Source organism: Streptomyces sp. AgN23 (assembly GCF_001598115.1).
In the GTDB taxonomy this organism is placed as follows: Bacteria; Actinomycetota; Actinomycetes; order Streptomycetales; family Streptomycetaceae; genus Streptomyces; species Streptomyces antimycoticus.
In genome coordinates this window covers 3831875-3855029 of the sequence record NZ_CP007153.1, presented here as the reverse complement: position 1 = coordinate 3855029, position 23155 = coordinate 3831875, and the positions used below count along the sequence as shown (strand labels likewise).

At 70.6% G+C, this 23155-nt stretch carries 19 protein-coding genes and 1 tRNA gene; 10 read left to right on the top strand and 10 right to left on the bottom strand.

Translation table 11 applies throughout. The features are described 5' to 3' along the window. The first annotated feature begins 111 nt into the window (after window positions 1-111). The 7 genes from AS97_RS17030 to AS97_RS17000 all read left to right on the top strand — a co-directional run bounded on the left by AS97_RS17030 (window position 112) and on the right by AS97_RS17000 (window position 9744). Window positions 112-345 (top strand): hypothetical protein, encoded by a 234-nt coding sequence (locus AS97_RS17030; RefSeq protein WP_030835565.1) that lies wholly within the window; start codon window positions 112-114, stop codon window positions 343-345. A gap of 101 nt (window positions 346-446) precedes the next feature. Further along, window positions 447-519: transfer RNA gene (locus AS97_RS17025), tRNA-Ala, on the top strand. Between the two features lie 278 nt (window positions 520-797). Continuing rightward, a complete protein-coding gene (gene leuS, locus AS97_RS17020; RefSeq protein ID WP_210565225.1) occupies window positions 798-3674 on the top strand; it encodes a leucine--tRNA ligase in 2877 nt (958 codons plus the stop codon). A 160-nt stretch (window positions 3675-3834) separates the two neighbouring features. Then, window positions 3835-4620: a hypothetical protein gene (locus tag AS97_RS17015; RefSeq protein WP_125759968.1), complete on the top strand. Its 786-nt coding sequence runs from the start codon at window positions 3835-3837 to the stop codon at window positions 4618-4620. A gap of 165 nt (window positions 4621-4785) precedes the next feature. Then, window positions 4786-5631 (top strand): DegV family protein, encoded by an 846-nt coding sequence (locus tag AS97_RS17010; RefSeq protein WP_059147931.1) that lies wholly within the window; start codon window positions 4786-4788, stop codon window positions 5629-5631. Window positions 5632-5761: 130 nt separating this feature from the next. Continuing rightward, window positions 5762-6970, top strand: a complete 1209-nt coding sequence (locus AS97_RS17005; RefSeq protein WP_210565224.1) for a ComEA family DNA-binding protein — start codon at window positions 5762-5764, stop codon at window positions 6968-6970. Window positions 6971-7506: 536 nt separating this feature from the next. Next, a complete protein-coding gene (locus AS97_RS17000) occupies window positions 7507-9744 on the top strand; it encodes a ComEC/Rec2 family competence protein (protein ID WP_247204399.1) in 2238 nt (745 codons plus the stop codon). Between the two features lie 73 nt (window positions 9745-9817). On the opposite strand, the gene AS97_RS16995 is transcribed toward AS97_RS17000, so the two are convergent. The 8 genes from AS97_RS16995 to AS97_RS16960 form a co-directional block, all read right to left on the bottom strand. Further along, window positions 9818-10600, bottom strand: a complete 783-nt coding sequence (locus AS97_RS16995; protein WP_137965738.1) for an ABC transporter permease — start codon at window positions 10598-10600, stop codon at window positions 9818-9820. Then, window positions 10597-11586 (bottom strand): ATP-binding cassette domain-containing protein, encoded by a 990-nt coding sequence (locus tag AS97_RS16990; protein ID WP_059147927.1) that lies wholly within the window; start codon window positions 11584-11586, stop codon window positions 10597-10599. The genes AS97_RS16995 and AS97_RS16990 overlap by 4 nt, the downstream gene beginning before the upstream one ends. An 81-nt stretch (window positions 11587-11667) precedes the next feature. Then, window positions 11668-12525 (bottom strand): DUF4097 family beta strand repeat-containing protein, encoded by an 858-nt coding sequence (locus AS97_RS16985; protein WP_059147926.1) that lies wholly within the window; start codon window positions 12523-12525, stop codon window positions 11668-11670. 109 nt (window positions 12526-12634) lie between these two features. After that, window positions 12635-13165 carry a toxin-antitoxin system HicB family antitoxin gene (locus AS97_RS16980; protein ID WP_086710336.1) on the bottom strand — a complete coding sequence of 177 codons (531 nt, stop codon included), beginning with the start codon at window positions 13163-13165 and terminating at the stop codon, window positions 12635-12637. A 214-nt stretch (window positions 13166-13379) separates the two neighbouring features. Next, window positions 13380-13910: a GNAT family N-acetyltransferase gene (locus tag AS97_RS16975; protein ID WP_059147924.1), complete on the bottom strand. Its 531-nt coding sequence runs from the start codon at window positions 13908-13910 to the stop codon at window positions 13380-13382. A gap of 243 nt (window positions 13911-14153) precedes the next feature. Further along, window positions 14154-15089, bottom strand: a complete 936-nt coding sequence (locus AS97_RS16970; RefSeq protein WP_125761865.1) for a polysaccharide deacetylase family protein — start codon at window positions 15087-15089, stop codon at window positions 14154-14156. 93 nt (window positions 15090-15182) lie between these two features. Then, the gene (locus tag AS97_RS16965; protein ID WP_210565223.1) at window positions 15183-15725 is read right to left on the bottom strand and encodes an MOSC domain-containing protein; all 543 of its coding nucleotides are present in this window, start codon (window positions 15723-15725) and stop codon (window positions 15183-15185) included. 97 nt (window positions 15726-15822) lie between these two features. Further along, complete coding sequence (locus AS97_RS16960) at window positions 15823-16068, bottom strand: hypothetical protein (protein ID WP_236669529.1); 246 nt, start codon at window positions 16066-16068, stop codon at window positions 15823-15825. Window positions 16069-16155: 87 nt separating this feature from the next. On the opposite strand from AS97_RS16960, the gene holA reads away from it, so the two are divergent. Further along, window positions 16156-17151, top strand: coding sequence for a DNA polymerase III subunit delta (gene holA / locus AS97_RS16955; RefSeq protein ID WP_059147920.1), 996 nt, complete (start codon window positions 16156-16158; stop codon window positions 17149-17151). Window positions 17152-17219: 68 nt separating this feature from the next. Here the strand turns inward: holA and AS97_RS16950 are convergent, their stop codons facing one another. Together AS97_RS16950 and rpsT are read right to left on the bottom strand one after the other, a co-directional pair. Next, window positions 17220-18029 (bottom strand): hypothetical protein, encoded by an 810-nt coding sequence (locus AS97_RS16950; RefSeq protein WP_247204398.1) that lies wholly within the window; start codon window positions 18027-18029, stop codon window positions 17220-17222. Window positions 18030-18481: 452 nt separating this feature from the next. Beyond that, entirely contained in the window at window positions 18482-18748 is a 267-nt protein-coding gene (rpsT, locus tag AS97_RS16945) for a 30S ribosomal protein S20 (RefSeq protein ID WP_059147918.1), read from the bottom strand. A gap of 238 nt (window positions 18749-18986) precedes the next feature. On the opposite strand from rpsT, the gene lepA reads away from it, so the two are divergent. Then, window positions 18987-20864, top strand: coding sequence for a translation elongation factor 4 (gene lepA / locus AS97_RS16940; protein WP_210565222.1), 1878 nt, complete (start codon window positions 18987-18989; stop codon window positions 20862-20864). A 246-nt stretch (window positions 20865-21110) separates the two neighbouring features. Further along, on the top strand, window positions 21111-23000 hold the full coding sequence (locus AS97_RS16935; RefSeq protein WP_059147916.1) for a long-chain fatty acid--CoA ligase: 1890 nt from the start codon (window positions 21111-21113) through the stop codon (window positions 22998-23000). The last annotated feature ends 155 nt before the right edge of the window (window positions 23001-23155 follow it).

Genomic DNA, 23155 nt, shown 5'->3' with positions numbered 1-23155 from the left:
GGGCATTGTGTGCCCGTCCTGCGGCTCCGCGCATGTGGCCCAGGTCCTCGGTGACAACGGTGGTGTTTCCTACGTGTGTACGGCCTGTGGCCATAGCTGGAGCTGAGTGAGATGGGAGCCCACAGCCGGAAGTGCGACTGGTGCGGCACCGGCACACCGATCGTCCGCGACATGGAGCCGCTCAATTCCGACTACCAGTATTGGTGTGCGGAGTGCGCGCGGGCGCTGATCATCAGGGGCGATCCCATTGAGACCTACCGCGAGCTCGAAGGAGAGCCGATCTATGGTCGGCTCCTCGACGAGCACTGCACGCTGAAGCGTTTCTATTCGTTCGCGACGGCGTAACGGGGCTCTGCTCCGGCCCCCGGGTAATCGATTTGGCGGAAGGCCGGGGCGTCCGTGTAATGTAGGCGTCGCCGCCAGGGAAACCGGGCGGAGCGAGACCTGGGGCTATAGCTCAGTTGGTAGAGCGCCTGCATGGCATGCAGGAGGTCAGGAGTTCAATTCTCCTTAGCTCCACATCCAGGAGGCGGGTCGTCCGATACGGACGGCCCGCTTTTCGTCGTGCGTGACGGGGGTCACCTCCGTGCGGGCCGTCAGTGCCCTGCGGTAACCTGGCTCCATGCGTGCCGTACGCCTTCTGCTTAGCGGGCCGCGCTGACCAGTACCGACCGAGAACAGCCCCGGTCGGCATCAGCGCGGCGTCCCCTCCTGTGTGAGGGGTCTTTTTGTTTCGGAAGCGTGAGGGATCCGCTGCGTTGCCGCAGGCAGAGACGACCGATGGAGCTTTGAGGACCATGAGCGAGACCAACGCCGCGGCCGAGGTGGCCGCGCCGCACCGCTACACGGCCGCCCTGGCCGCCGACATCGAAGCCCGCTGGCAGGACTTCTGGGACGCGCACGGCACGTATGAGGCGCCCAACCCGGGCGGCGACCTGGCCGGCGACGCCGAGGCCGTCGCCCGGCCCAAGAAGTTCGTCATGGACATGTTTCCGTACCCCTCGGGCGCGGGGCTGCACGTGGGCCATCCGCTGGGCTACATCGCCACCGATGTCTTCGCCCGCTACCACCGCATGACGGGTCACAACGTCCTGCACACCCTGGGCTTCGACGCCTTCGGCCTGCCCGCCGAGCAGTACGCGGTGCAGACCGGCACCCACCCGCGGGTCAGCACCGAGGCCAACATCGAGAACATGCGGCGGCAGCTGCGCCGTCTGGGCCTGGGTCACGACCGGCGCCGCTCCTTCGCGACGATCGACCCGGACTACTACCGCTGGACCCAGTGGATCTTCCTGCAGATCTTCAACTCCTGGTACGACCCGGAGGCGAAGACCGCGCGCCCCATCGACACCCTGGTCCAACAGTTCGCCTCGGCTGAGCGCCCGACCCCCGACGGCCGCCCCTGGGCCGAGCTGACCGAATCCGAGCGCGCCGACATCCTGGGCGGATACCGCCTGGCCTATGCCTCGGACGCGCCCGTCAACTGGTGCCCCGGCCTGGGCACCGTGCTGGCGAACGAGGAGGTCACCGCGGACGGCCGCTCCGAGCGCGGCAACTTCCCGGTCTTCAAGGCCAAGCTGCGCCAGTGGAACATGCGCATCACCGCCTACGCCGACCGGCTGCTGGACGACCTGGACGAGCTGGACTGGCCCGAGGCCATCAAGCTGCAGCAGCGCAACTGGATCGGCCGCAGCGAGGGCGCCCGGGTCGACTTCCCGGTGACCGACCACGCCGACGCCAAGATCACGATCTTCACCACCCGCCAGGACACCCTGTTCGGCGCCACCTATATGGTCCTGGCGCCCGAGCACGGCCTGGTGGACGAGATCGTCCCGGACGCCTGGCCCGAGGGCACCCGCGACGCCTGGACCGGCGGCCACGCCACCCCGGCCCAGGCCATCGACGCCTACCGCAAGCAGGCCGCGGCCAAGTCCGACGTCGAGCGGCAGGCCGAGGTCAAGGAGAAGACCGGCGTCTTCACCGGCGCGTACGCCATCAACCCGGTCAGCGGCGAGCAGGTGCCGGTCTTCATCGCCGACTACGTCCTGATGGGCTACGGCACCGGCGCGATCATGGCCGTTCCGGCGCACGACAGCCGTGACTTCGCCTTCGCCCGCGCCTTCGAGCTGTCCATGCGCTGCGTCGTCGAGCCGTCCGACGACCGCGGCACGGACCCGTCCACCTGGGACGACGCCTTCGCCTCGTACGACGCGAAGATCGTCAACTCGACGGGGGAGTCCGTATCGCTGGACGGGCTGGGCGTCGTGGAGGCCAAGGCGCGCATCACCGAATGGCTGGAGTCCCGCGCCATCGGCGAGGGCACCGTCAACTTCCGGCTGCGCGACTGGCTGTTCAGCCGGCAGCGCTACTGGGGCGAGCCGTTCCCGATCGTCTACGACGAGGAGGGCGTGGCCCACGCCCTGCCCGAGTCGATGCTGCCCCTGAAGCTGCCCGAGGTCGAGGACTACTCGCCGCGCACCTTCGACCCGGACGACTCCGACACCTCCCCGGAGACCCCGCTGTCCCGGAACGAGGACTGGGTCAACGTGGTGCTGGACCTGGGCGACGGGCGCGGGCCGCGGCCCTTCCGCCGCGAGACCAACACCATGCCCAACTGGGCCGGATCCTGCTGGTACGAGCTGCGCTACCTGGACCCGCACAACAGCGAGCGGCTGGTCGACCCCGAGACCGAGCGCTACTGGATGGGGCCGCGCGAGGGCCAGCCGCACGGCGGTGTCGACCTGTACGTCGGCGGCGCCGAGCATGCGGTGCTGCATCTGCTGTACGCCCGGTTCTGGTCCAAGGTGCTGTTCGACCTGGGGCATGTCTCCTCGGTCGAGCCGTTCCACAAGCTGTACAACCAGGGCATGATCCAGGCGTATGTCTACCGGGACAGCCGCGGTATCGCCGTCCCGGCCGCCGAGGTCGAGGAGCGGGACGGGGCCTACTGGTACCAGGGCAAGCAGGTCAGCCGGCTGCTGGGCAAGATGGGCAAGTCCCTGAAGAACGCCGTCACGCCGGACGAGATCTGTGCCGAGTACGGGGCCGACACCCTGCGGCTGTACGAGATGGCCATGGGGCCGCTGGATGTCTCGCGGCCCTGGGACACCCGCGCCGTGGTCGGTCAGTACCGGCTGCTGCAGCGGCTGTGGCGCAATGTCATCGACGAGGGCACCGGTGAGGTCACCGTCGTCGACACCGAGCCCGACGAGGCCACCCTGCGCGCCCTGCACAAGGCGATCGACGGCGTCCGGCAGGACATGGAGGGCCTGCGCTTCAACACCGCCATCGCCAAGATCACCGAGCTGAACAACCACGTCACCAAGGTGCGCGAGGTGCCTCGCTCGGTGGCCGAGGGGCTGGTGCTGCTGATCTCGCCGCTGGCCCCGCATGTCGCCGAGGAGCTGTGGTGCAGGCTGGGCCACCCCGCCTCCGTCGTCCACGAGCCCTTCCCGGTCGCCGACCCGGCGTATGTCGTGGACGAGACCGTCACCTGTGTGGTCCAGGTCAAGGGCAAGGTCAAGGCCCGGCTGGAGGTCGCGCCCTCGGTCTCGGACGAGGAGCTGGAGGCGCTGGCGCTGGGTGACCAGGCGGTCGTGGCGGCGCTGAACGGCGCGGGCATCCGTAAGGTCATCGTGCGGGCGCCGAAGCTGGTCAACATCGTTCCGGCGTGATGCGGGGCGGGGACGGGTCCGCACGGTAAGGGCCGTCCCAGCCGCGGAGTGCCACCTGTGGGCGGGTTGGAGGTTCGTCAGGAACCTCTGGCCCGCCCGGCGCGTTTACGCTGAGAGGACGACCGCCACCGTGCCGTGACCGCCGCCCCAAGGAGCGCACATGGAAGCCATCTGGATCCTGTTGCTGCTTTTCGTCCTGATCATGCTGGCGGGGGTCTATGCGGCCGTTCGCGCGGTCAGGGCGGCCAAGCGCGGTATCGACCGCACGGTGCACCAGGCCCGCCGCACGGTGGAGGAGACCAGACTCCGGGCCCGGCAGCTCGCGCAGCCGGGCGCGGCCGGTGAGCTCGCCCAGCTCCGGCTCTCCCTGCGCGGTTCGATGCGCGCCACCGGCCAGGCCCTGCAGGCGGCCGCCCCGCAAGACCAGTCGCTGTCGGAGTCGTTGATCCTGTTCCAGCGGCTGAGCGCCCATGCGCAGGATCTGGAAGCGGATCTGAAGCGGCTGGAGCAGGAGCCCGACAAGTCCCGCCTCGCCGCCCTGCTGCCCGATCTGCGGCAGCGCACGGAGCGGATCACCCACTCCGCCGACTCGCTGCGCTGGGCGGTGCAGGAGCGGACGCAGCGGTTTGCGCATGACGACCTGGACTCGCTGAACCGCGAGATCGAGATGGAGGCCGGGGCGCTGCGGCACTGGACTGCGGTGGAGCCGGAGGAGCCGCGGACGGATGTGGGGGCGTGGCCGCCGCCCGATGCGGGGGCGCGGCCCGAGACAGGGTCTCGACCTGAGGCGGGGGCTCGGCCTGGGACAGGGGCGCGATCGGGGCCCGAGGCGGTGCGGGAGCCGGAGCCGCCGCGGCCGTCGCTCGGGGCGAGGCCCCAGACGGAGCCCCAGGACTGGCAGAAGCCCTGGCAGCAGCAGTCCCGCCGGCCCGAGAACACCGCCTGATTCCCATCGTCCGGCCTGGGATCCCACGCCCCGGCCCGAGACCCCGGAACCCGGCCCGAGAACAGGAACTGAGCCACGTCTGAACAGGGCATGATGGGTAAGGCAATTGATCATCCGCTGGGGTCGCGCTGTCGGCGGGCTCCATCCCCCGATAACCTCCCAGTCATGTCCCGCCATGTCGCGATCGTGACCGATTCAACGGCTTACTTGCCGCAGGATGCGATGGAGCGGCATCGCATCACCGCGGTGCCGCTGACGGTCGTGCTCGGAGACCGGGCCCTGGAAGAAGGCACCGAGATCTCGGCCCGGTCCCTCGCGCAGGCGTTGCAGAAGCGGAAGCCGGTGACGACGTCCCGGCCCAGTCCGGAGATGTTCGCGGCCGCCTACCGGGCCGCCGCCGAGGAGGGCGCGACGGGCATCGTCTCCCTGCATCTGTCGGCCGAGTTCTCCGGCACCTACGACGCGGCGGCGCTCGCGGCACAGGACGCGCCCGTTCCGGTACGGGTGGTGGACAGCGGAATGGTCGCGATGGCGCTGGGCTTCTGCGCGCTGGCGGCGGCCGAGACGGCGGAGGGCGGTGGCACGCTGGACGAGGCCGTGGCGGCGGCGGAAAAACGGGCCGACGGCACCGCCGCCTACTTCTACGTCGACACCCTCGACTATCTGCGGCGCGGCGGCCGGATCGGCGCGGCCCAGGCACTGCTCGGCTCGGCGCTCGCGGTCAAACCGCTGCTCCAGCTCGACGAGGGGCGGATCGAGCTGCGGGAGAAGGTCCGCACGGCTTCGAAGGCCATCGCCCGGCTCGAGGAGATCGTGGTGGAGCGGGCGGGCCGGAGTCCGGTGGACATCGCGGTGCAGCACCTCGCGGCGGGCGAACGGGCGGCGGCGCTCGCGGAGCGGCTGCGGGACCGGGTGCCGGGGCTGGCGGAGCTTTATGTGAGCGAGGTGGGTGCGGTGATCGGCGCCCACACCGGGCCGGGGCTGCTGGGAGCGGTGGTCTCTCCGCGGTAGCGGAGGGTGGGCGGTACTTCGGCCACGCTCCTCACTCGGTGGGGTGGCGGAGTTATCCACAACCTGGGGGTTATCCCCGGGAATTGAGGCGGATCGGCACGATCGGCCGCTTGTGCCTACCGTCGGGTGCATGAAAACACGATCACGTACAGTAACCACGGGTCCGGGGCGCGGCCGTCATCGCGACGGCGGGGCCGGCCGCCGCCCCCGCCTGCCGTCCGGCGCCGGGTCGTCCCGGGCCGGGGGCCACCACCGCAGCACCCACCGCCAGACCCAGCCCACCACCCCCTCACGCGCCGGCCGAGTGGCGGCGCTCTTCTCCACACCGTCGGCGCCCCCGATCGTGGTCGGGCCGATCGCCTTGGGCAGCCGGGATGGGCCGGGAGGCGTGGCGAAGGCCCGGGACAAGGAGCTCCCGGCCAGGGAAGCGGCGGCTGCGGAGGCGGAGGAGGTACGGAGCAGGGAGGTAAGGAACGAGGGGCCCCTCGGGGACGAGCCCGAGGAGCCGCCTCGGGGCGTGCACGAGCGGCCGTTCGAGGAGGTATCTGAGGACGAGGCCGGGGACGGTCCGCTGCGTCGCCGCGACCGGGTAAGGCTCGCCCTGCGCGAGCGGCTGCCGGTGTGGCTTCAGCTGCGCTGCGGTATGGAGCTGAGAACGGTCGCCGCACTGGTGGTCGCCCTGCTCGCCGCGGTGGCCTTCGCGGCGTATCACTTCTGGACCGGCCGTCCTCAGACCGTGCGGGCGCCGGATCCGGAGCCCCCGCGCGCTGCGCCCTCGGAACCCGGTCCGATGCCCAGGGGACGGCTCACCCCATCCGGCGGCGGTCGCACGGTCGTGGTGGATGTGACCGGCAAGGTCCGCCGTCCGGGGCTGCGGAAGCTGCCGCCCGGGGCGCGGGTCGCCGACGCCCTCGAAGCGGCGGGTGGAGTACGGCCGGGCGCCGACCTGAGCGGGCTGAACCGGGCCCGGCCACTGGTGGACGGGGAGCAGATCGTCGTCGGCGCCCCCGCGGGCGGACCACCGGCACCGGGCGCGGCCGCAGGTCCGGCCGCTGGGGCACCGAACGCACCCAACGGCCCGAACACGCCCGGTGATCCGAACGTGGCCAACGGCGCGAACGCACCGGCCGGCCCCGGAGCGCCCGGTGGCTCGGTCAGCCTCAACTCCGCGACCGCCGAACAGCTCGACACCCTCCCGGGAGTCGGCCCCGTCCTGGCCCGGCACATCCTCGACTACCGCAGCCGGCACGGAGGTTTCCGCTCCATCGATGAACTCCGTGAGGTGAACGGCATCGGTGAGCGCCGGTTCGCCGATCTGCGTCCACTGGTCCGGCCATGACGGTCGCGAGGCCCCCGCGGCCCCGCGCCCCGGTCCACGAGGCGGCCGCGTCCCCGCGCGGTGCGTCACAGCCACACCAGGAGGGCCCACCCGACCTCCGCCTCGTGGCCCCGGCCCTGGCCGCCTGGGCGGCCGCGGCGCTCGCCCTGGACGCACCGGCCCATCTGGTGGCTCTCGTCTGCACGGTTGCCTCCCTCGTGGCGGCAGCGCTGCTCATCGGGGCTCGCCGACGAGACCCGGCAACGGGTGGACGACGGCGTAGCGCACCCCATCCCAGGCCCGGCCCGGACGTGTCCTCGCCGGTGCCGCTCCCGCACGACCGACAGCCGCTCGAACCCACCCCATCGCGGCCACGCGGCGCCCAGCCTCGGCAGCGGGCGCGGAAGGCGCCGCCGCCGACGGCCGGCCGGTCGCCCGGTGCCGCGCCCGGGACTTACGGCCGTCCGGGCACCGGCGAAGGCCACACCGCGCCGCGGCGGCAAGCCACTTCGCCGCCCCGCACCGGCGCGTGGCGTGGGCGCCGTACGGCAGGGGCGGTGGCGGCCGTGCTGTTGTGCGGGGCCGCCGCGGGGGCGGTCGCCGGACTGTATGGGGCGGACGTACGCCGTGGCCCGGTGCCCGCGCTGGCCCGGGAGTACGCCGAGGCCACCGCCGAGGTGACGGTCACGGGGGATCCACGGCTCACCCGGCCACGTGTGCGGGGCGCGGCGCTCGCGCCCGCGTCCGTGGTTCTGGAGGCCGAGGCCGACCGGGTGACCGGCCCCGACGGCACCACGACCACCACCAGCGCGCCGGTCCTGGTGACGGTCCACCCGAGGGCCGGTAAGGAGCGGACGGCCTGGCTCGGGCTGTTGCCGTCCACCCGTCTGCGTGTCCCCGGCCGCCTGGTGCCGCCGCTGCGTGACGGGGACCGTATAGCGGCCGTGGTGCGTGTGAACGGCGGTGGGCCCCCGCGGATCACGGGTCGGCCCAGCGCGGTCCAGCGGCTGGCCGGGCGGCTGCGCGCCGGGCTGCGCACCGCGAGCGACGGACTCTCCCCGGACGCGCGGGCGTTGCTTCCGGCACTGGTCGTGGGGGACACCTCACGGGTGCCGCCCGAGCTGGACGAGGCGTTCCGGGCCACGGACATGCTCCATCTCATGGCCGTGTCCGGCAGCAATCTGACGCTGGTGCTCGCCCTGCTCACGGGTCCGCCGCAGCTGGCCGGGCGGGCCGAGCGGCGCGGTCTCGCGGGCGCGCTCGGCATCCGGCTGCGGACCACCGCCCTCCTCGGCGGCGGGCTCACGCTCGCCTTCGTCATCGTCTGCAGACCCGATCCCAGTGTGCTGCGGGCCGCCGCCTGCGGGCTGATCACGCTGCTCGCCCTCGGCACCGGCCGCCGCCGCTCGCTGCTCCCGGCCCTGGCCGCCGCCGTCCTCGCGCTGGTGCTCTACGACCCCTGGCTGGCCCGGAGCTACGGCTTTCTGCTCTCCGCGCTGGCCACCGGCGCCCTGCTCACCATCGCGCCGGGATGGAGCGCGGCCCTGCGGCGCCGTGGCGTACCGCCCCGGCTCGCCGAGGCGCTGGCGGCCGCCGCCGCGGCCCAGGCGGTCTGCGCACCGGTCGTGGTGGCCATGGCCGCGCGGGTGAGCCTGGTGGCGATTCCCTGCAATCTCATCGCGGAGGTCGCGGTCGCCCCCGCCACTGTCCTCGGGTTCGCCGCGCTCGCGGTGGCCGCCGTCGCGCCGCCGGTCGCCGCGTGGATCGCCTGGCCGGCGGGCTGGCCCGCCGGGTGGATCGCCCAGGTGGCCCGCACCGGTGCGGCACTGCCCGGGGCCGAGGCGGACTGGCCGGACGGCTGGACAGGCGCGCTGCTGCTGGCCCTCGTCACTCTGGCCGTGGTCCTCGTCGGCCGCCGACTGCTGCAGCACCGCCTGCTGTGCGCCGTGTGCGCCCTGCTGGTGCTGCTGGCCGTTGTACGCCCGGCGCCCCTGGCCCGGATCATCACCGGCTGGCCACCGCCCGGTTGGCGAATGGTGGCATGCGATGTCGGCCAGGGCGACGCCCTCGTCCTGGCCGCGGGGCCCGGTACGGCCGTCGTCGTGGACACCGGGCCCGAGCCGCGGGCGGTCGACCGCTGTCTGCGTTCGCTGGGTGTCGTCCGGATTCCGCTGCTGGTCCTGACCCACTTCCACGCCGACCATGTGGCCGGGCTGACCGGCGCGTTACGCGGGCGCGCGGTCGGCGCCATCGAGACGACCGGTCTGGAAGAGCCGCCCGGCCAGGCCGAGTTCGTACGGCGCAGGGCCCGGTCGGCGCATGTCCCGGTCGTCGCGGCGGTGCCGGGGGAGCGGCGGCGCTTCGGTCCGCTGTCCTGGGAGGTCCTGTGGCCCGCGCCGCCGCCCGCCCCGGCCGGGGCCGAGGGGCCGAACGACGCGAGCGTCACCCTCCTCGTCCGCACGGCGGGCCTGACCCTGCTCCTCCTCGGCGACCTGGAGCCCCCGGCCCAGCAGGCCCTGCGGACAGCGCACCCCGCCCTCCCCGAGGTCGATGTCCTCAAGGTGGCCCACCACGGCTCCGCCTACCAGGACCCGCAGTTGCTCCGGCGTCTCAGCCCCCGCCTCGCCCTGATCTCCTGCGGCGCCGACAACCCCTACGGCCATCCGTCGCCCCGCACCATCGCCTCCCTGCGCGCCCAGGGAGCCGCCGTGTTGCGGACCGACACCGACGGGCCGATCGCGGTGATACGAGACCCGGGGCTGCGCGCGGTGTTCGGAGGCCGCGGTGGGCCCTGAGCGCGGACACACCCGGGCGGGGTGCCCGCTCCCCGTCGATGAGTGGGCACCCCGCCCGGGTGTGTTCCGGTGCTCAGCGCTTGGTGTTGCTGTTGAAGAGCGAGCGCGACCAGACGTAGCCGACCAGGGCGATCCCGGCGCACCAGGCGAGCGAGACCCAGCCGTCGTTGCCGATCTCCGAGCCGGAGAGCAGGCCGCGCAGTGTCTCGGTCATCGGTGTGAACGGCTGGTACTCGGCGAACCAGCGCAGGCCCGGGGACATCGACTCGGCCGGTACGAACGCGGAGCCCAGGAACGGCAGGAACTGGACCAGCAGCGGCTTGTTGCTCGCGGACTCCACCGTCTTGGAGATCAGGCCGAGTGCGCACGACAGCCATGTCACGGCGAACGCGATGGCCGTGAGGAGGCCGGCGGCGGCCAGCCACTCCAGCGGATTGGCGTCCGGCCGGAAGCCGATGGCGAGGGCGACGCCCACCACCAGGACGAGGCTCACCATCGTTGTGAGGACGCTGCCGACGACATGGCCCGTCATGAACGACGAGCGCGTGATGTTCATGGTGCGGAAGCGGTTGATGATGCCCTCGGTCATATCGGTGCAGACCGCGATCGAGGTCGACATCGACCCGGCGGCCACCCCCATGATGATGATGCCGGGCGTCAGATAGTTCAGATACGCGTCCCGGCCGCCGCCCATGCCGGAGCCGATCGAGTCGCCGAAGGCGTACACGAACAGCAGCAGCATCATGATGGGCATCATGGAGGCGCCCAGCGAGACGCCCGGATAGCGCAGCGCGTGCTTGATATTGCGCCGCAGCATCGTCATCGAGTCGTGCACGGCGTAGCTGAGCGTGCTCATCGCAGGGTCTCCTTCGCGTGGAGGGCGGTGTTGGTGCTGCCGTCGCCGGTCAGGGCGAGGAACACGTCGTCGAGGTCGGGGGTGTGCACGGAGAAGTCGGCGGCGCGGATACCGGCGGCGTCGAGCCGGTCGAACAGGGCGCGCAGCGCGTCGAGATCGCCGTCGCCCGCGACACGCAGGGCGAGCTGCTCATCGTCCCGGGCCGCACCGGAGAAGGCGGCGGCCGCGCGCTCGTACTCGTCGGGATCGGTGAACCGCAGGCGTACATGGCTGCCGGGGATCTGCGCCTTGAGCTCGTCTGCGGTGCCCTCGGCGACGATCCGGCCGCCGTCGAGCACGGCGATCCGGTCCGCCAGTTGGTCGGCCTCTTCCAGGTATTGGGTGGTGAGGAAGACGGTGACGCCGTCGGCGACCAGCGAGCGCACGGTCTCCCACATGGTGCGGCGGCTGCGCGGGTCCAGCCCGGTCGTCGGCTCGTCGAGGAAGATCACCTGCGGGTCGCCGACCAGCGTCATGGCGAGGTCGAGCCGGCGCCGCATACCGCCGGAGAAGAAGGCGGCGCGCTTGTGCGCGACGTCCGCGATGTCGAACCGCTCCAGCAGCTCCTTGGCCCGCCTGCGTCCTTCGCGCTTGCCCAGGCGCAGCAGGTCGGCCATGAGGAGCACGTTCTCCTCGGCGGTGAGCAGGTCGTCGAGTGCGGCGAACTGCCCGGTGACACCGATCGCGGCACGCACCCCCTCCGGTGAGGTGGCGACGTCGTGGCCCGCGACCTGGGCCTGGCCGCCGTCGGCCGCGATCAGCGTGGACAGGATCTGCACGGTGGTGGTCTTTCCGGCGCCGTTCGGCCCGAGCAGCGCGAACACGGAGCCGGACGGGATGCGCAGATCGATGCCGTCGAGGACGGTCTTGTCGCCGTACGACTTGCGCAGATCGGCGGTGGAGACGGCGGCGGGCGGCTGCTGGCCGCCCTGCCTGGACGTGGGCATGACAGATGACTGCATGGAGCCCTCCCCTTCGAAGGCGTGGTGAGCGGTGAAGTGATCGTGGTTGTCGGGAGAAGAGGCGGGTCAGGCCCGGGCACGGCGGATGTTGATGTTGCCGAAGCGGGTACGGGCCCTGACCTCGGCGGTGTCCTCGGACGTGTCCGGGCTCTCGGACGCGGTGAGCGCGTTGACCACCTGGCCGGCGCTGGAGCTGACGTCGAGCCAGGCGGCGGTGCCCTCACGGATGCCGACATCGATGGCGCCGTAGGAGGTCTCCAACTGGACGGTGCCGCGCGCGACCTCATCGAGGCGCACGGCTCCGTGGGCGGTGGTGGCGGTGACCGAGCCCTCGGCGTGCTCGATGAAGATGTCACCGTTGGCGCCGCTCACCCGCAGGTCGCCCAGGGCGTCGCCGACGGTCGTGGTGCCGTGGGAGTTCTTCAGGACACCCGCGCCGTTGATGGCACCGACGCGCAGGCTGCCGGAGCTGGTGGTGATCTCGGCGGACCCCTCGACGCGGTCCACGGTGATGGTGCCGTGGGACGCGATCAGGTGCAGCGGCCCGGTGGTGTCCAGGCGGACATCGCCCGACGAGGTCTTCACCCGGACCTCGCCGAGCCGCCCCTCGCCGTGCACCTGGGCCCAGGCGCCCGTCATCTCCACCTGCGAGCCGGTGGGCAGTTCGACCGTCACATCGACGGTGCCGGTGCGCCCGACGAGGTAGCGCTGCTTCGGTGTCCGGATGGTCAACAGACCACTCGCGTACCGCACTTCGGACTGTTCGGCCGCCCGTACGTCCTGGTCCTTCTTCGGGTTGCGGGGCCGCACGTCGACGAGGGTGTCGAGCCGGTCGGCGGCGATGAACCGGATGGATCCGGCTTCCACATGGGCGGTGACCGAGATCGGCTCGGGAGTGTCGAAGGGGGCGTCGAAAGAAGGCATGGCTGTCCCGTTCTCTTGGGTCTTCGTGGCGTCCCTGCTGGTGGGACGTGGTGTGGGAGAAGTGGTGTGGGCGAAGTGGCGTAGGGGAGGTGGGGTAGGCGGGCCGCGGTTAGCGCACCCAGCCCGTGAAGCTCTGTCCGACGGTGCGGGTGGCGCGGGGCTGCTCCGTCGTACGTGACGGGGTGCCGCCGTCGACCGCGGCCGACACGGCTCGTACCAGCCACGCGTTGACCGACAGGCCCTCGCGGTGCGCGGCCTCCTCGGCGCGCGCCTTGAGGTGGGCGGGCAGCCGCAGATTGACGCGGGCGGTGCCGCCGTCGTCGCCGTCGGCGGGTGCCGGGGCCGGTGCCTTGAGCGGCTCGGCGGGTCCGCTCTTGCCCTCGTGCGCCTCGTCGCCCTCCGGCCGCGTCACCACGAAGTCGGGGTCGAGCCCGCGCAGCCGTACGTCGACCGAGCCGGGGGCGAGTTCACGGGTGATCTCGTCCATCGCGGCGGAGAGCACATTGAGCATCGTCAGCCGGGTCGCCGACTCCAGAGGAGCGGTGAGCCGGTCGGCCAGCTCGCGAGCTTCTTCGCCGCCGGCTTCGGCGGCCACCGCGAGTTCGCGGCGGAGGTTGTCGACATACGGCGTGAGGTCCATAGCGCCATAGTGGCACCACGATGGCGCCATGTGCAAGGCCGTGAAGGGGGTGATTGTGGAGCAGGGTTCACCGAACAGCTCTGACCTGGAGGAACGCGTTGGTGTCAGGTTGCGTCAATGCGGTGCCATGTGGAGTCGAGCTCACCCTGGCGCATCCAGTGGCACCGCGTGATGCCACTGTGGCACCCTGCCTCGCTCTGCCCTGCCCGTGCCGTCAGTCGACCCGCCGGGCCAGTACCTGTCCGGGCCAGGCCCCGGACAGGAAACGGTCGGTGGCGGTGAAACCGTTGCGCTCGTAGAACGCGACCAGTTCGCCCCCGCCGCCCGCCCAGCAGTCGACCCGCAGCAGCCCCACCCCGGCCCGCCGGGTCTCCTCGACGGCATGGGCCAGCAGCGCCGCCCCGATGCCCAGGCCGGCGCGCTGTCGGTCGGAGACCAGCAGCCGGACGTACCGCTCGGGTTCGCCGGCCGGTGCGATCGGCACCTGCGGGCTGGGCCCGGAGTCCAGCACCATGGCCCCGACAGGCGTTCCGTCCAACTCCGCGATGTACGGGGCATTCTCGGTCGTGTACCGCTGGACCCGCGCCACCCCGCCCGTCTTCTGCGAATACGGCGTCGTGCCCCACTGCTCGGTGTTGCCCCGAGCGTTCATCCAGGCCACCGCGGAGTCGAGCATGTCCAGGATGACCGGTGCGTCGGCGAGGCTGCCCGGCCTGACGTATATGCGAGGTGTCGTGTCGGTCACGGCGCAAGTTTAGGCACTGTCGGGCCGGTCACAGCCGCTTGGCGCCCGCGTCGGTGAGCCCCGACCCCTCTGCGCCAACTACCGATCATCGGGACCCAGTTGTACCTTGGAGTCTGTCACCACGGACGAGGTGTGGTTCCTCACCGCTGTCAGGTTGGCCTGCCCCCGAAGGGGGAGGGACGGGCCTGTCGCAGAGGGCGGCGGAGCTCCTGATCGCCATCGCATGGGTCGCACAAGAGCTCGTCAAGGCCCTGGCACACGCCGAGTGAAGGCCGCGGCGGTCCTCTCCGGCGCCACCGTCATGCCCCAGACGTGCTGGATCGTCCGGTAGTCGAGCACGGTGATGTCCTCCTGCCGGAGGATTTCACGGGCCTGCGGCGATATCAGGAACTCGTAGTCCGTCCGGCGCACGCGCCAGCCATCGTCGACGGCCTGTGACTCGTTGTTTCCCACGCTCGGGTGCACCGCCCATTCATTGAGCCCGGCGGGCAGGTCGCGCAGCATCCGAACGTATCGGGCCGCCTTTCCTTCAAGGGCGAGCGAGAAGCTATCCAGGAAGTCGTTGTCGATGACCGGCAGCCCGCGGTGCCGCATTCTCCGGCGCGCGGGTTCGAGCCAGACCCGGACCGCGAGGCCGTACTCCGCGGCCAGCCCTACCGTCAGATCGAGGATGTCGTCGCGACCGCCATCGGCCAGGCAGTGGAAGTCCAGCTGGGTCGGCGCGAGCCCGGCGTCGGCGACGGCGTCGATCTGGGCGCGGAATTCGAGCTCGATCTCCTCGAGCCGGGCCCGGCCCAGCAGAGCCGCGCGTCCGGCGGGCGTCGGGGGGAACAGTTCACCCGCGGGGTCCAGCAGCGAGGGAACGCGGTCCCTGGCGGCGATCGGCCCCCATCGGTGTTCGGGCATCTCGCACACCAGGGTGAGATGGATGCCGAACGGGATCCGCGGCCGTCGGCTGAGCAGCTCCATGGCCTGCGCCGCCGCGGGGCACGGGACCATCAGACTGCATGAACTGGCGATGCCCTCTTCGATCGACTCGATCACCGCGGCGTTGATCGCTGGATACATGCCGAAGTCATCGCAGTTGACGATCAGCAGCCGCGCATCGGGCGGATACCCCAGCAACTCACTCGACCGCTGTGCGGGCGTGACGGCCGCGGGGCCGGCGTTTTGATCCATGCCCGCAGTGTGGGACCCGGCCCGATGCCGCGCACGGGAATATGAGCGCCTCCGGAAGAGAGCCCAGGACGATCCCGCCCCGCCGGGAAGCCGTCAGACCCGGTCCAGGGGGCGGTGGGGGCCGGTGGGGAGTTCCGCCGTGACCGTGTCGCCCGGGCGCACCGTGCCGCCTTCCTTCACGATGCTCATGATTCCGGCCTTGCGCACGATGTTCCCGGCCTCATCGCGGCCGACGACCTGCTTCAGGAGCCCGTTCTGGAAGTTGTCGATCTGCAGACAGGGATTGCGGAGGCCGGTCACCTCCAGCACCGCGTCATCGCCGATGCGCAACAGCGTGCCGACGGGCAGGCCGAGCAGATCGATGCCGCGGGTGGTGATGTTCTCGCCGAGGTCGCCGGGCACCACCGTGAATCCCTCCGCACCGACCTCGGTGAACAGCTCTTCATGGATGAGGTGGACTTGGCGCAGATTCGGCTGGGTGGGGTCCTGGGCGACGCGTGAGCGGTGCTTGACCGTCACGCCGGCGTGTACGTCGCCCTCGACACCGAGGCCGGCGAGCAGCGTGATGCCGTCCCGGTTCGGCTTGGTGAACGAGTACTCGCCGTTGCTGCTCACTGCCGTCACTGTCCCACTCATCCTTGGAACCTCCCTCTTCAGCGACCACCCTCAGCGACCACCCTCAGTGGCCATCTTCCGTGACCACGATGCGCCATGACCCTGGCCGGGCGCGAGGCTATTCGGCCTCCAGCCAGCCCTCGTACTCGTCCGCGAACGCCTCCAGCGCCGCCGGGTCCAGGCCCCCGGCCGGGTCCTCGATCACCACCAGCCACTGGGCGTCCTCGGCGTCGTCCTCACCCGCCAGCGCGTCCCGCACCAGCTGGGGCTCCTGGGCAATGCCGAAGCGCTCCGGCAGCGCCTCGGCCACCTCCTCCGCGGCCTCGCGGTCGGGCAGCACCAGGATGTGCCGGGCGCCGGTCAGTCCTTCATCGATCACCGGAACATTGTCGGACATCCGGGCGGCGGCATGCGGCGGGGCTGTCGGTGGTCCGTGGGATGCTGGACCGCGATGGCCAGGAAGACGACGACCGACGATCCGCTCGCCCCCGTGACGCTCGCCGTGGGCCAGGAGGAGCTGCTGCTCGACCGCGCCGTGCAGCAGGTGGTGGCGGCTGCCCGCGCGGCCGACCCCGACACCGATGTGCGCGACCTGACGCCCGACGCGCTCCAGCCCGGCACCCTCGCCGAGCTCACCAGCCCCTCGCTCTTCGCCGAGCGCAAGGTGGTCGTGGTGCGGAACGCACAGGATCTGTCGGCCGACACGATCAAGGACGTGAAGGGCTATCTCGGCACCCCCGCCGAGGAGATCACGCTGGTGCTGCTGCACGCGGGCGGGGCCAAGGGCAAGGGGCTGCTCGACGCCGCCCGTAAGGCCGGGGCACGCGAGGTCGCCTGCCCGAAGATGACCAAGCCCGCCGACCGACTGGCGTTTGTGCGCTCGGAGTTCCGCGCCACCGGCCGGTCCGCCACCCCCGAGGCATGCCAGGCCCTGGTCGACGCCATCGGGAGCGATCTGCGCGAGCTGGCCAGCGCGGTCTCCCAGCTCGTGGCCGATGTCGAGGGCACGATCGACGAAGCCATCGTCGCCCGTTATTACACCGGCCGTGCCGAGGCATCCAGCTTCACCGTCGCCGACCGCGCCGTCGAGGGCCGCGCGGCCGAGGCGCTGGAGGCGCTGCGCTGGGCCGTCTCCACCGGGGTGCCGCCGGTGCTGATCACCAGCGCCCTGGCCCAGGGCGTCCGCGCCATCGGCAAGCTGGCTTCCGCACCGCGTAACGCCCGCCCCGGCGATCTCGCCCGTGAGCTGGGCATGCCGCCCTGGAAGATAGACCGGGTGCGGCAGCAGATGCGTGGCTGGTCGGCGGATGGAGTGGCGGTCGCGCTGCGCGCCGTCGCCGAGGCCGACGCGGGGGTCAAGGGCGGCGGAGACGATCCGGCGTACGCCCTGGAGAAGGCGGTCGTCACGATCGTCCGCGCCGCCCGGGCGGGCCGAGGTCAGCCGTAGGCCCCGGCCGAGTTGCCGCGTACAGGACGCATCCGATCGGAGCGGCGGCCCCGGCCCGGCCCGGTGAGCTACTCCTTCATCTTCTCCAGCGTCGCCTTGGCGCTCTTCTTGAGCAGCTCGGTGGCTTCCTCGGGCGTCTTGGCCGAGCCGCTGGACGAGGACGACACGTACTGCGACCAGGTCGACTGATAGGTCATCCAGCCGTCCCGCACGGCGAGGATCACATAGGCGCCGGTGTTGGAGCTGCTGCTGTTGTTCTGCTTCACCACATACGCTTCGTCGCCCAGCCCGCTGACCGGGCTCACCTCGTAGCTGTACGTGGACGTCTTCTGGTCCTCGTACGACCGGTACTGGGCCTCGAACTCCGGCCCGGGGTTGGTCTTTTTGTGCAACGACGCCGTGGTGTAGAGCCAGACCGAGGAGTAGTCGCTGCTGCTCGAGCCGCTCGGCTCGAAGTCGATATTGCAGGTCATCGAGTCCAGCGCGGCGTTCTCGGAGCTGCTGTGCTGCGGGTTCGAGGCCGATGTCGACGACGACCCGCTCTCGTCCTTCTGCTCGTACCCGGCGTCCTCGAAGGGCTGGGTATCCGTCGGGGTGCACAGATTGGTCCGATAGCGGTAGCCCGCGAGATCGGCCTTCGTCTCGTCCTCGAACCCTCCGGTGGCGAACAGCACCCCGGCCCAGACCGCCGAGGCGACGACGGCCCCGCCCAGCCCCCACAGCCAGCCCTTGCCGCCGCCTCCGCCTCCGGGGCCGGTGGGCGGCGCCCCGGGTGGCATGCCCATCGGCCCGTACCCACCGCCCAGGGGGATGGACGGCATCGTCGGCTGGGCGTACGTGTACGGATGGTGCTGCGGCGTCTGAGGCTGAGGCGGCACCTGACCGTACGGGCTGGGCGGCGGGTTCTGCGGCGGTCCCTGCGGTGATTCCTGGCGCCCCTGCGACAGAATCTCCGGCGGGCTCTGCGGAGGGTTCTGCGGCGCGCTCTGCTGAGGCGGCTGAGGGGGCTGAGGGGGTTGGGGCGGCTGCGGCGGGCCGTACGGATTGGGTGTTTCCCCCGGTGTCGACATGACGTGAACATACCCGAATTAATCGCGAAAGCCCCGCCCTGTCCTTGGGGAAAGGACAGGCGCGGGGTCTTCGTGTCGATCGAGTGCGCCGCACCCGCGTGGCGAACGCAGGCCGCGTGCGGCGCGGTGCCGCTGAGAGAGCTGAAGAAGCTCTCGGCTGCCGGTCGGAGCGGGTGAGAGGGACCGCTGTGCCCAAACCGGCGGCGGGGTGGGGCGGTGTGCCCCGGAAGGGTCAGCCTTCGAGATCGGCCGGGAGGGTGTCAGCCCTTGAGGCCGGCGACCTGCTGGGCGATCGCCGACTTCTTGTTGGCGGCGTTGTTCTTGTGCAGAACACCCTTGCTGACGGCCTTGTCGAGCTTGCGCGCGGCGGCGCGGGCGGCTTCGGTGGCCTTCTCGGCGTCACCGGCGGCCACGGCCTCACGGGTGCGGCGGATGGCGGTCTTCAGCTCGGACTTGACCGCCTTGTTGCGCTGGCGCGCCTTCTCGTTCGTCTTGTTCCGCTTGATCTGGGACTTGATGTTCGCCACGTAGAAAGCCTTCGCAGGTTCGTTGGGTTTCGCTTGCTTCGGTGTGCGTCGGTGCCCGCGGAGGTGTCCATGAGGGTCCATGGAGATGTCCGTCAGCGAGGGGCACGAGACACAGTCGGCCAGGTTACCAGCAGGGTCCATGGCGTCCCAAACCCGGAAGAGGTCGCCGTTCATGGGACCATGGACGGGACTGACCCATACCGATAACACCGAGTCCCGCCTAGACACAGGACCCTGCGTGCCCGCGACCCCTACCAATGTGCCGGAGCCTAGCCGTACCGATCCGGCTCTGATCCGTAACTTCTGCATCATCGCGCACATCGACCACGGCAAGTCGACGCTAGCCGACCGCATGCTCCAGCTGACCGGTGTGGTTGATCAGCGGCAGATGCGCTCGCAGTACCTCGACCGCATGGACATCGAGCGCGAGCGCGGCATCACGATCAAGTCCCAGGCGGTCCGGCTGCCCTGGGCGCCGACGAAGGACGAGGGCGGCGAGCCGGCCACCCATATCCTCAACATGATCGACACCCCCGGCCATGTGGACTTCACCTATGAGGTCTCGCGCTCCCTCGCCGCCTGTGAGGGCTGCATCCTGCTGGTCGACGCGGCCCAGGGCATCGAGGCCCAGACCCTCGCCAACCTCTATCTGGCGATGGAGAACGACCTCACGATCATCCCGGTCCTCAACAAGATCGACCTGCCCGCGGCCCAGCCCGAGAAGTACGCCTCCGAGCTGGCCCATCTGATCGGCTGCGACACCTCCGACGTGCTCAGGGTCTCCGCGAAGACCGGCGAGGGCGTGGCCGAGCTGCTGAACCGGGTCGTCGAGCTCGTTCCGTCCCCGGTGGGCGTCTATGACGCCCCCGCCCGCGCGATGATCTTCGACTCCGTCTATGACGCCTACCGGGGCGTGGTGACCTATGTGAAGGTCGTCGACGGCACGCTCAGCAAGCGTGAGCGAATCAAGATGATGTCCACCGGCGCCGCCCATGAGCTGCTGGAGATCGGCACCAACTCCCCGGAGATGACCCCGGCCGACGGGCTGTCCGTGGGCGAGGTGGGCTATCTGATCACCGGTGTGAAGGACGTCCGCCAGTCCAAGGTCGGTGACACGATCACCCAGGTCACCCGCGGTGCGCAGGAGGCTCTGGGCGGTTACAAGGACCCGAAGCCGATGGTGTTCTCGGGGCTGTATCCGCTGGACGGCTCCGACTATCCGGAGCTGCGTGAGGCCCTGGACAAGCTGCAGCTCAACGATGCCGCGCTGGTCTACGAACCGGAGACCTCGGCCGCTCTCGGCTTCGGCTTCCGCGTCGGCTTCCTCGGGCTGCTGCACCTGGAGGTCATCCGTGAGCGCCTGGAGCGCGAATTCAATCTCGACCTGATCGCCACCGCACCCAATGTGGTCTACCGGGTGGAGATGGAGGACGGCAGCGAGCACACGGTGACCAACCCCAGCGAGTTCCCCGTGGGCAAGATCGACACGGTGCACGAGCCGGTCGTCCGGGGCACGATCCTCGCCCCGAGCGAGTTCATCGGCGCGATCATGGAGCTGTGCCAGAACCGCCGCGGGGTGCTGCTCGGCATGGACTACCTCTCCGAGGACCGGGTCGAGATCCGCTACACCCTGCCGCTGGCCGAGGTCGTCTTCGACTTCTTCGACCAGCTGAAGTCCAAGACCCGCGGTTATGCCTCGCTCGACTACGAGCCCACCGGTGAGCAGACCTCGGACCTGGTCAAGGTCGACATCCTGCTGCACGGCGACAAGGTGGACGCGTTCTCGGCGATCACCCATAAGGACAAGGCGTACGCGTACGGCGTCCGGCTGGTCGCCAAGCTGCGCGAGCTCATCCCGCGGCAGAACTTCGAGGTGCCCATCCAGGCGGCCATCGGCTCCCGGGTCATCGCCCGTGAGACGGTCCGTGCCATCCGTAAGGACGTCCTCGCCAAGTGCTACGGCGGTGACATCTCCCGTAAGCGGAAGCTGCTGGAGAAGCAGAAGGAAGGCAAGAAGCGGATGAAGGTGGTCGGCAACGTGGAGGTCCCGCAGGAGGCCTTCATCGCGGTGCTGTCCTCCGACTCCGACGGTAAGGACGCCAAGGCGAAGAAGTAGCAGCCGCCCCGGGCGGGCGCGGAGCCCTGGCTGAGGTGAGGGCGGAGCCCACGGAGCGAGTGTGGTCAGCGGGCCCGGCGTGATGGTTGCGCCGGGCCTGCTGTGTGCGGGGGAACCTCTTGGGCATCTCGTGAGAACAACGTGACGCGGGCCCCCTTACGCGGTAAGGATTCGGCCCCTACTCTGATCATCACTCGAAGGTTACTCGCGAGTCACCAAGCAATGAGGCGGGCCCCGGAGGATGCCGTGACCGACACACAGACCTTGCTCGAGAACCGGCCGCCGTCTTTGGCGACGCACTTCCTCCAGCGCGTCGAGGCGACACCGGACGGGGAGGCGTACCGCTATCCGGTGCCTCCCGCCTCGGGCACAGGCCCCGATGACTGGCGGCCGCTGACCTGGCGGGAAAGCGCGGATCGGGTCTTCGCCATCGCCGCCGGACTGATCGAACTGGGCATCCGCCCCGAGGAGCGGGTGGCGCTGGCCTCCTCGACCCGCGTCGAGTGGATCCTGGCCGACCTCGGCGTGCTGTGCGCGGGCGCGGCCACCACCACGGTCTACCCGACCACCAACGCCGACGAGACCTCCTTCATCCTCTCCGACTCGGGCAGCCGGGTGCTGATCGCCGAGGACGCGACGCAGCTCGCCAAGGTGCGGGCGCAGCGCGATGAACTCCCCGAGCTGGCCCATGTGGTGGTGATCGAGGCCGGGGACGCGATCCCCGCCGAGGACGACCCCGAGGGCTGGGTGCTCTCGCTCGCCGAGCTGGAGAAGCGGGGCGCGGCCCGTCTGGAGCGCGAGCCGGGCGCCGTACGGGAGCGGATGGACGCCCTGCGCGGCGATCAGCTGGCGACGCTCATCTACACCTCCGGTACCACCGGGCGCCCCAAGGGCGTACGGCTGGCGCATGACTCGTGGTCGTACATGGCCATTGTGATCGGCACCCGGGACGGGCTGCTCTTCCCCGACGATGTGCAGTACCTGTGGCTGCCGCTCGCGCATGTCTTCGGCAAGGTACTGACGGCGGGGCAGATCTACGTCGGTCACACCACGGCGGTGGACGGCCGGGTCGACAAGATCATCGACAATCTGCCGGTGGTCCGGCCGACCTACATGTGCGCCGTGCCGCGGATCTTCGAGAAGGTCTACAACGGGGTGGCCCAGCGGGCGCGCGAGGGCGGCGGCGCCAAGTACAAGATCTTCCAGTGGGCCGTCGAGGTCTCCCGGGAGTACGCCAAGACCTCACAGGACACCTTCCGCCGCACCGGCACCGCCTCCGTGCCCTTCGGCCTCAAGGCTCAGCACGCGGTGGCCGACAAGCTGGTCTACGGCAAGCTGCGCGAGGCGTTCGGCGGCCGGCTGCGGGCCGCGGTGTCCGGCTCCGCCGCGCTCGCCCCCGACATCGGCTACTTCTTCGCGGGCGCCGGGATCAACATCCTGGAGGGCTACGGCCTGACCGAGTCCAGCGCCGCCAGCTTCCTCAACCCGGCGGACTATCGCACGGGCACGGTCGGCAAGGCGTTCCCCGGCCTGGAGGTGCGGTTCGCCGACGACGGCGAGGTGCTGCTGCGCGGACCCGGCATCATGCAGGGCTACCACGGGCTGCCGGAGCTGACCGAGCAGGTGCTCGAGTCCGACGGCTGGTTCCACACCGGAGACATCGGCGAACTGTCCCCCGACGGCTATCTGCGGATCACCGACCGCAAGAAGGACCTGATCAAGACCTCGGGCGGCAAGTACGTCGCCCCGGCGGAGGTCGAGGGCCAGTTCAAGGCGGTGTGCCCGTTCGTCTCCAACATCCTGGTGCACGGCGCCGACCGCAACTACTGCACCGCGCTGATCGCCCTCGACGAGCCGACGATCATGAAGTGGGCGGCCGAGCACGGCCTCGGCGGCAAGTCCTACGCGGAGGTCGTGGCCACCGATGAGACACAGAAGCTGATCGAGAGCTATGTGCTCCGGCTCAACGAGGGGCTGCAGCGCTGGCAGACGATCAAGAAGTTCCGGCTGCTGCCGCGCGATCTCGACGTGGAACACGGGGAGTTGACGCCCAGTCTGAAGCTGAAGCGGCCGGTGGTCGAGCGTGAGTACAAGGCTCTGATCGAGGACATGTACGCGGGCACGCGGGAGGTTTAACGGCCAAGGATACGACCCCGCACCGGATTTCAGGTTGACCGGCCCGCCGGACACATGAATTTTCCCCTTATCGCGGTTCACTTGCGTGACCCGGTGCATATGAGGGCGGTCCGTCTGTCACTCTGTCCGTGCCGGATACGGTTACGGATACGGCG